The following is an 8,096-nucleotide window of genomic DNA, read 5'->3' as shown; positions in this document are numbered from 1 at the left end:
TCCCGCCACTCTCCGAACCGGTGCGCCGGCTCTCGGGCATTGCGGGCTCTCCCCCGGATCTGTTGGACCTCCCGCCCGGTTGCGCCTTTGCGCCACGATGCGGTTCGGCGATGCCGATCTGCCATCAGCGCATACCCGAGCTCCGTGACATCCCGCAGGGGCGCAGCGCCTGTTTCCGCAGCAACGGAGAACTCAGCGAGACAGAGCTGTCCGAGCAGAGCAAGGCAGCCGACGACCAGGAAGAGGGAGACCACCGATGAGCACGTCCGCACGCCGCTCTCCTGCCTCGGCCGCTCCCGCGGACGCCGTAGCACCCAGCACTCGGAACACGCCGGACGAGACGGCGGTGCCGGTCCTGGAAGCGCGCAATGTCCATGTGCACTTCCCCGGGACCGACAGCGCGGGGCGCCCGGTGACGATCCGGGCACTGGACGGCGTCGACCTCACGCTCTACCCCGGGCAGATCAGCTCCCTCGTCGGAGAGTCCGGATCCGGCAAGACCACGATCGCGCGGCTCTTCGCTCTGATCTACAAGCCGACCCACGGCGAAATCCTGTACAAGGGAAAGCCGATCCACGTGCGCGGAGGCCGCGCCGAACGGGCGTACTACCGCAATGTGCAGCTGATCTACCAGGATCCCTTCGCCTCGCTGAACGGGCTGAAGAAGGTCCGGACGATCATCTCCCGCGTCGTGAAGATCCATTTCCCCCGTCTGAGCAGGTCCGAGAACACGGAGCGCACCGCGGATCTGCTCGAGAAGGCGAACATGACGCCGTCCTCGCGGTACCTGGACAGGTATCCCACCGACCTCTCCGGAGGTCAGCGCCAGCGGATCGCGATCGCCCGAGCACTTGCCGTGGATCCGGACGTGATCCTCGCCGACGAACCGACGTCGATGCTCGACGCCTCGATCCGGCTCGACGTGCTGAACCTGCTGAAGGATCTTCGGGAGTCGGAGAAGATCGCGGTCCTCTACATCACGCACGACATCGCGAGCGCCCGTTACCTCTCTGATCGCATCCATGTCATGTACGGCGGCAAGATCATCGAGGAAGGCCCGACGGAGAGCATCATCTCCTCGCCCCTCCACCCGTACACGAAACTCCTGCTCAGCGCGGCCCCCGACCCGGCACGATTCAAGGGTTCCGGCAAGCTGACGCACGAGCCCATCGCTGAATCGCGCCCGGTCGACAATTCGTCGGACATCAGAGGCTGCCGGTTCGCGGACAGGTGCCCTGTGGCCATGCCGAAGTGCACCTCCCAAGACCTCCCCCTGTTCCGCAGCACGCAGGACGCCCATTCGGTGCAGTGCTGGCAGGCGGAGAACGCCGCAGAGTACGAGCGGCAGTCGTGACACCGATCCCGGAAACTCACGGATACTGCAATGAAGGAGTAGTTCCATGTCTCAGCGTTTGACGCATACGTCGTTCGATCGCCGATCAGTGCTCGGCATGGGTGCCGCGGCGATCACCGCGGCCACCCTGGCAGCCTGCGGAGGGAAGACCGGCGGTGGGGGCAGCGGTGCCTCTGACAGCGGTGGCTCAGGCCCTCGCTCCACAGAAGGCACGATCGACAACGACGGCATCTTGCGCGTCGGTGCCGTCGTGGCGACCTCCAACGTGTTCCCGGAGAACTTCAACGTCTTCGGCGGCGGTGATTCGGCCCCCGGCAATGCGCTTTTCTGGGAGACCCTCTTCCGGATCTCTTCGACGGACGGCTCCGCACTGGTCCCGAACCTCGGGAAGGAGGTCGAGTACACCGAGGGAGGCAAGGTCGCCACGTACACGCTGCGCGACGACGTCACCTGGAATGACGGAGAGAAGTTCACGTCGAAAGATGTTGCCTTCACCTACGGCTTCATCTTCGAGGAGCCTGGTACCGAGCCCGATGAGGACGGCAACCTGCCGTGGCTCGTCAAGCCCATCGAGACCCCGGACGAGACGACGGTCGTCGTCACCTACAACGAGCCGCAGTACACCGAGGACCTCCCCCTGTCCCTGTACTTCCCGATCTACCCGGAGCACATCTACAAGGACCTCGACCGTCAGAACTACCAGGACAAGTCCCCGGTGGGGACGGGTCCAGGTCGGCTCAAGAAGTTCGCCGGCCAGCAGATCGAGGTCGAGATCCGCGACGACTACTGGGGCGATGTCAGCCCGGACCTCAAGGAGGTCCACCTCGTTCCCTCCGGCACCGCCGGCAATATCGAGTCCCAGATCACCCAGGGTGATGTCGACTGGTCGCAGGGCGGCGCACCGGGAGTCGTCACGAACTTCGTGACGATGGAGGACCACAACGGGTACTTCTATTATCCGGACGGTTCCACCCGCGGGATCATCATGGCCACCCACAAGGGGCCGACGCAGGACCCCGCCGTGCGTCGAGCACTGCGCTCGGCCGTCGACATGGGGATCGTCGCCGACGCAGCCGGTATCGCGTACACGGTTCCGTCAGTCAGCGGACTCGACACCGGCATCTATGAAGCGATGCTCAAGGACGAGTTCAAGAACCCCATGACTCCTGATGTCGAGGCGGCGAAGAAGGAACTCGCAGATGCGGGATGGACCGTCAACGACCAGGGCAACCTGGAGAAGGATGGCAAGGAATATCCGCTGAAGCTGCACATCCAGAACGACAATCCCGCCGAGATGACGACGATGCCGATCGTGGTGGACCAGTGGTCCACCAACCTCGGACTGTCCATCGCGTTCACGCCGCTCCCGCCCGATGTCTTCGGTCCTGCGCAGGCGAAGGGTGACTACGAGCTGTCGCTCTGGACCACGAATGCCGCGGGTGGCGCCTACCAGGCGTTCACCATGTACCGGCATACGAAGATCTACGACATCGGCGACGAGGTCGCGGATGGCAACTACGGTCGCTGGGAGATGCCCGATGCGGCCAACGATGCTCTGCTGGCAATCACGACGACACCGCCCGATCAGGTCGACGCGATCATCGAGCACTGCCAGGTCCTGCAGCAGGCGGTCGCTGACGATGCTCCGTACATTCCGGTCCAGTCCAACGGCGCCGGTGGGATGTTCTCGACCATGAAGTGGTCGGGGCTCGCCGAAGCGTCGGAGATCGACTACTTCCCGCGTGTTGACGGCTACAACAACATGATCCAGACGATCGCGGACTTCACCCCGTCGTCCTGATCACCGCAGGCCAGGACCGGACCTCCGACCGCGGAGGTCCGGTCCTGGCCTGTGTACCCATGCTGTGCGTCCTGTGTTGCGGGCTCTGACGCGGCGTCGGTGGGTCAGCTGACGTGCGATGCGCTGCCGTAGAGGGGTTCCGTCATGGCAGAGACGATCTCGGACTGGTCTCCGGTCTGGAGCTGATACGTCACGAACGCCCCATAGCCGCCGTCAGCCGTCCTCTGGGCGAACTCACGGACCAGTTCCGGTGAGGTGGCGCTCGAGCCGAGGTCGACTGCGGCCGCCCCGTACTGGGAACGGGGCAGACCCGGGACGGAGAAGTCTCGAAAGCTCCCGTAGTAGGGGTTCCAGGCGTAGTCGACCAGGTCGCCCACGCGCCGCCCCTCGAACTCCTGGTGTTCGGCAGACGGTCCGATCACATAGAACGTGATCAGACGGTTCGGAAGTCGCTTGCGCAGCGACGCCACGAAGGCGACGAAGGAGAAGTCGTTGGGCAGGCCTGTGCCGTTCTTCCCGTACTCCGACCACTCGTCATCGAGGTCCACCCCGTCAAGACCGTAGCGGCGCACGAGTGTCGTCACCTCGCGGGCGAACCGGTCGGCCGCCCGAGCATCGGGGAAGTTCGCGAAGCCGGCACCCTGATGGTTGCCGAGGATCGAGAGGACGACCTTGATCCCCTTCTCCTGCAGTGGCCTGACATAGGTATCCACGTTGTCCAGCAGGTGCTGGACGTTCTCGTTGAGGTGCAGGTACGCCCGTTCACCGTCGTAGTTGATGTTCGCCGCGAAGATCACGGCGATGTCGAAGGCAGGACTGCCGTCCTCCAGCGTGTACTGACCGACGTTCAGCAGGGAATTGTCATTGACCTCGATGTAGGCGACCGAGGCGATCCGGCCCCCTCGGCGAACCGGCTCTGCAGCTGCGGGGCCAGCCAGCAGGCTCGCGCCCACTCCTCCGACAGCCAGACTCCCGACGCCTGTGAGCAGGGATCTGCGAGTGATGCGTGCCATGCGATGACCTCCAGTGCGGATGACGCCCGGTTGCCTCGGGCGCTCGGGGCACCGTTGCCCCGACCTCTGTGACTGTAGACACTTGAGCGCGTAAGTACCAGGTCTTCCGAGCCATCTGTTCCGGGACGAGCGATCCGCCGCTCTGATCACGGCCGCTCTAGGTCCGATCGGCCGCCATGATCCGCGCGAAGGGCACGATCCAGGTGTCGAGGCGCTCCAGGAGCTCCCGCTCCCCCATCACGTCCGGGACGTCGCACCACACGGACAGGGACGCCCCGAGCACGGGGTCGGGCGTTCCCGCGGAAACGGCTGGGACCTCGAGATGCACGTCCTCAGCAGCGAGGCCCATGAACCGTCGGGGCGAGAAGGTGTCGGTGAGCAGGCCGAAACGCCGCGCACCATGGGGCGCGAAGGGCCCGTCCTCGGAGAGCACGGCGTAGAGCTGGTCGCCGTGGGAGTTGATCACCCGATACCCGGAACGCAGGTAATCCTCGACCGACGGGGTCCAGTCCCGCCAGCGGATCCACACGTCGAGCACCACGTCGGTGCTGATCGGCGCGAGGGGTTCGTCGGAGGCAGGCACCACATGGTCGTTCCACAGCAGCGGAGTGCGGTCGAGCTCGATCGCTCGAGCTGCGAGGGTGTTGACGAAGAGGGCGTAGGAGTCCAGAGCCGTCGCCGCCGGCCCCACGAGCGACCGGGCGTGCGCGAGGAGGCTCGGGAAGCGCTCGGGGTGCTGGGCGTCCTCGTCCTCCCAGGGCGCCGCGAAGAACTCGTCCCCGCCCAGGTGGATCGCGTCGCCGGGGAACAGTCCGGCGACGGCCTCCATCAGGTCGAGAGCGAGCTCGAGGGCCTCGGGCCGGGAGATGTCGAGGCGGTCCTCGTGGACGTGGCCGTGGCGATCCACGAGCTGGAGATGCTCCCGCCCCACGAGCAGTGCCGCGGCGTGGGAGGGCAGATCGATCTCGGGCAGGAGCGCGATGCCGGCCGCCTCGGCCGCGGCCACGATCTGCGCCACGTCCTCCGTGCCCCAGGCGTCGTCGGCCGCGAGCTCCTCGAAGCCCGGGAGCCGCACCCCCACACGATGGGTCTCGGTGAGATGGAGGTGCAGGGCGGTGAAGCCCAGCTCACCGAGCCGGCCGATGAGCTGCACGACGGCGTCGGCGGTGAAGGACTTGCGCCCGACGTCGAGGCTCAGGCCGCGGTAGTCCGCGGCCCCGAGCCCGCTGGGCGCCGTCGGCCCCGACGCAGACGGCACGGGCCGCCGGTCCGTCGGGAGCCGGCGGCCCGTTCCGCTGTCGGGGGAGGTCACGCGCGCAGCACGCCGCCCACGGCCGAATCGACCGCCGCGATGCAGCGCGAGCGCGCCGCGCCGATCTGCTCCGCGGTCAGGGTGGCCTCGGCGGACCGCAGACGCACCGCGAACGCGAGCGACTTCTTCCCCTCACCGATCTGCTCACCGGTGAAGACATCGAACAGGTGGACGCTCTCGGCGAGGTCGCCGATGCCCACCACGATCGCCGCCTCGACGGCCGCGGCCGGCACGCTCTGGTCGACCACGAAGGCGAAGTCCTCCTTCGCCACCGGGTACGTCGGCACCGGCGCCGCCGCGATCACTGCCGGGGCGGAGGCGATCAGCGCCTCGAGGTCGAGCTCGAGGGCGCTGGTGCGCGCGGGCAGGCCGAACTCCGTGACCACGGCGGGGTGGAGCTCACCGGCGTGGCCGATGACCGTGCTCGTCCCGTCGGCCGTGAGCACACGCAGCTCGCCGGCGCGACCGGGGTGGAAGGGAGCCAGCTCGATCTGGCGCACCTCGAGGTCGGCGCCGACGGCGGCGGCCGCCCGGCGGGCCAGGTCGAAGGCGTCGGCCCAGCCCCACGGGGCGACCTCGCCCTGCCACGATCCCGGACCGGACGCGCCGCCGACCACGGCTGCCAGGGTGCGGGTCTGGAGCGGGAGCGCCCCCAGGATGGCCTCGAGCTCGGCGTCGGAGGGTCGCTGCGCAGCGGCGGGGACCGGCGAGCGGGAGCCCTCTCCGCGGGAGAGGGACGTGGTGCCGAGCTGGAAGATCGCCACCGAATCCTCGCCGCGGCCGAGGTTGCGTCGCGCCACGGGCAGCAGGGTCTGCAGCAGCGACGTGCGCAGCAGGGGTTCGTCGTCGGCCAGCGGGTTCAGCAGGCGCACCGCGCCACGGCGGGCATCGTCCTGCGCGTACCGCAGGGCGTCGAAGATGCCCTCGCCGACGAACGGGTACGAGGTGACCTCGACGAGCCCGGCCTCGGCGAGTGCACGGTTCGCGGCGCGGCGAGCTCTCTGAGCGCGCGTGAGGCCGCGACCACCGGGGGCTGTGGGCAGCACGGAGGGGATGGTCTCGTAGCCGACCAGGCGAGCGATCTCCTCGATCAGATCCTCGCGGATGACGAGGTCAGGGCGCCAGGACGGCGGGGTCACGGCGAGCGTGCCCTCTGAGCCCTCGTCTGCCCTGTCCTCCACGGTGCAGCCGATCATCTCGAGGCTGCCCCGCACCTGCTGCGGGGTGTAGGCGATGCCGACCACGCGCTCGGCGTCGCCGAGCGGCAGCGCGATCGGTGCGGCCGCGGGCCCCGCGATGCCGCCCTCGTCGGTGATGCGGGACGTGATCTCACCGCCGCCGTACTCCACGATCAGCTGGGCGGCCCGGTAGGCGGCCACGCGGGGCAGCTGCGGGTCCACGCCGCGCTCGAAGCGCTTGGAGGCCTCCGAGGGGAGACGGTGGCGTCGCGCGGAGCGGGCCACCGAGATCGGGTGGAAGGTCGCCGCCTCGAGCACGATGTTCGCGGTGCCCTCGGAGACCTCGGTGGACTCCCCGCCCATCACGCCGGCGATGCCGAGCACGCGAGCGCCCTCGCCGCCCTCGCTGTCGGTGATCAGCAGGTCCTCGGCGTCGAGCGTGCGGGTGACGTCGTCCAGGGTGGTGAGCTTCTCGCCCTTCTGGGCGCGGCGCACCACGATCGGGGCGACGACCTTGTCCGCATCGTACGCATGCAGCGGCTGGCCGAGGTCGAGCATCACGTAGTTGGTGACATCCACGATCAGCGAGATCGGGCGCATGCCGGCCAGGGTCAGCTGACGCGCCATCCAGCGCGGGGTCTGCGCAGCGGGGTCCACGCCGCGGACCTCGAGAGCCACGAAGCGCGAGCAGCCCTCGACGTCCCGGATGGGGGCGTCGTCGCGCAGCCGGACGGCGAGCCCGCCGTCCTCGGCGGAGGGGATCTCGACGGTGGAGGCCGGATCGGTGTAGGCGACACCGGTGGCGTGGGAGTACTCCCGGGCCACGCCGCGCATCGAGAAGCAGTATCCGCGGTCCGGGGTCACGTTGATCTCGACGACCTCGTCGGCCAGGCCGAGCAGGGCGATCGCGTCGTCACCGGGCTCGCCGGTCAGGCCCTCGGCGTGGCCGCGGCCCAGCACGATGATGCCGTCCTCGCCGGTGGGGTCCTCGCCCAGGCCCAGCTCGTCGCCGGAGCAGATCATGCCGTCGGAGACGTGGCCGTAGGTCTTGCGGGCAGCGATCGCGAAGTCGCCGGGCAGCACGGTGCCGGGCAGGGAGACGACGACGAGATCTCCCTCGACGAAGTTGTGCGCGCCGCAGATGATGCCGCGGCTGGGTCGCTCCTCGCCGGGCTGCGGGTCCTTGGGGTTGTCGAGGTCCTCGTTGTGCTCGGGGCCGACGTCCACGCGCACCCAGTTGATCGTCTTGCCGTTCTTCTGGGGCTCCTTGACGAGCTCCAGCACGCGGCCGACGACGAGCGGTCCGGTCACCTGGGCGCCGAAGATCGCCTCCTCCTCGAGGCCGACGCGGGAGAGGTCGGTGGCGACCTGCAGGGCGGAGGTTCCGGCGGGCAGCTCGGTGTGCTCGGCGAGCCAGGTCAGGGGAATGCGGGGCATC

At 68.4% G+C, this 8,096-nt stretch carries 6 protein-coding genes; 3 read left to right on the top strand and 3 right to left on the bottom strand.

The genetic code is table 11. The annotated features are described in order from the left end of the window. From ACT3UL_RS18430 to ACT3UL_RS18420, 3 genes are all read left to right on the top strand, one after another. Positions 1-260: oligopeptide/dipeptide ABC transporter ATP-binding protein (locus ACT3UL_RS18430; protein WP_444579817.1), on the top strand; the 260-nt coding region annotated here is incomplete at its 5' end. After that, the gene (locus tag ACT3UL_RS18425) at positions 257-1,354 is read left to right on the top strand and encodes an ABC transporter ATP-binding protein (RefSeq protein ID WP_444579816.1); all 1,098 of its coding nucleotides are present in this window, start codon (positions 257-259) and stop codon (positions 1,352-1,354) included. The genes ACT3UL_RS18430 and ACT3UL_RS18425, both read left to right, overlap by 4 nt. 46 nt (positions 1,355-1,400) lie before the next feature. Further along, positions 1,401-3,155 carry an ABC transporter substrate-binding protein gene (locus tag ACT3UL_RS18420; RefSeq protein WP_444579814.1) on the top strand — a complete coding sequence of 585 codons (1,755 nt, stop codon included), beginning with the start codon at positions 1,401-1,403 and terminating at the stop codon, positions 3,153-3,155. Positions 3,156-3,259: 104 nt separating this feature from the next. On the opposite strand, the gene ACT3UL_RS18415 is transcribed toward ACT3UL_RS18420, so the two are convergent. The 3 genes from ACT3UL_RS18415 to pheT form a co-directional block, all read right to left on the bottom strand. After that, positions 3,260-4,168 carry an endo-beta-N-acetylglucosaminidase H gene (locus ACT3UL_RS18415; protein WP_444579813.1) on the bottom strand — a complete coding sequence of 303 codons (909 nt, stop codon included), beginning with the start codon at positions 4,166-4,168 and terminating at the stop codon, positions 3,260-3,262. A 157-nt stretch (positions 4,169-4,325) separates the two neighbouring features. Beyond that, a complete protein-coding gene (locus ACT3UL_RS18410) occupies positions 4,326-5,426 on the bottom strand; it encodes a family 20 glycosylhydrolase (protein ID WP_444579812.1) in 1,101 nt (366 codons plus the stop codon). A 50-nt stretch (positions 5,427-5,476) separates the two neighbouring features. Then, positions 5,477-8,095: a phenylalanine--tRNA ligase subunit beta gene (pheT, locus tag ACT3UL_RS18405; protein ID WP_444579810.1), complete on the bottom strand. Its 2,619-nt coding sequence runs from the start codon at positions 8,093-8,095 to the stop codon at positions 5,477-5,479. Position 8,096 lies beyond the last annotated feature (1 nt).

Origin of the sequence: Brachybacterium sp. 107, assembly GCF_052379725.1 — a bacterium.
Classification (GTDB): domain Bacteria; phylum Actinomycetota; class Actinomycetes; order Actinomycetales; family Dermabacteraceae; genus Brachybacterium.
This window is presented reverse-complemented; position numbering and strand designations above follow the sequence as displayed.

Excerpts from the sequence above, each read along its gene's own strand:
- ACT3UL_RS18425 (WP_444579816.1), top strand. The coding sequence starts at position 257 with ATGAGCACGTCCGCACGCCGCTCTCCTGCCTCGGCCGCTCCCGCGGAC.
- pheT (WP_444579810.1), bottom strand. The coding sequence starts at position 8,095 with ATGCCCCGCATTCCCCTGACCTGGCTCGCCGAGCACACCGAGCTGCCC.
- ACT3UL_RS18420 (WP_444579814.1), top strand. The coding sequence starts at position 1,401 with ATGTCTCAGCGTTTGACGCATACGTCGTTCGATCGCCGATCAGTGCTC.
- ACT3UL_RS18415 (WP_444579813.1), bottom strand. The coding sequence starts at position 4,168 with ATGGCACGCATCACTCGCAGATCCCTGCTCACAGGCGTCGGGAGTCTG.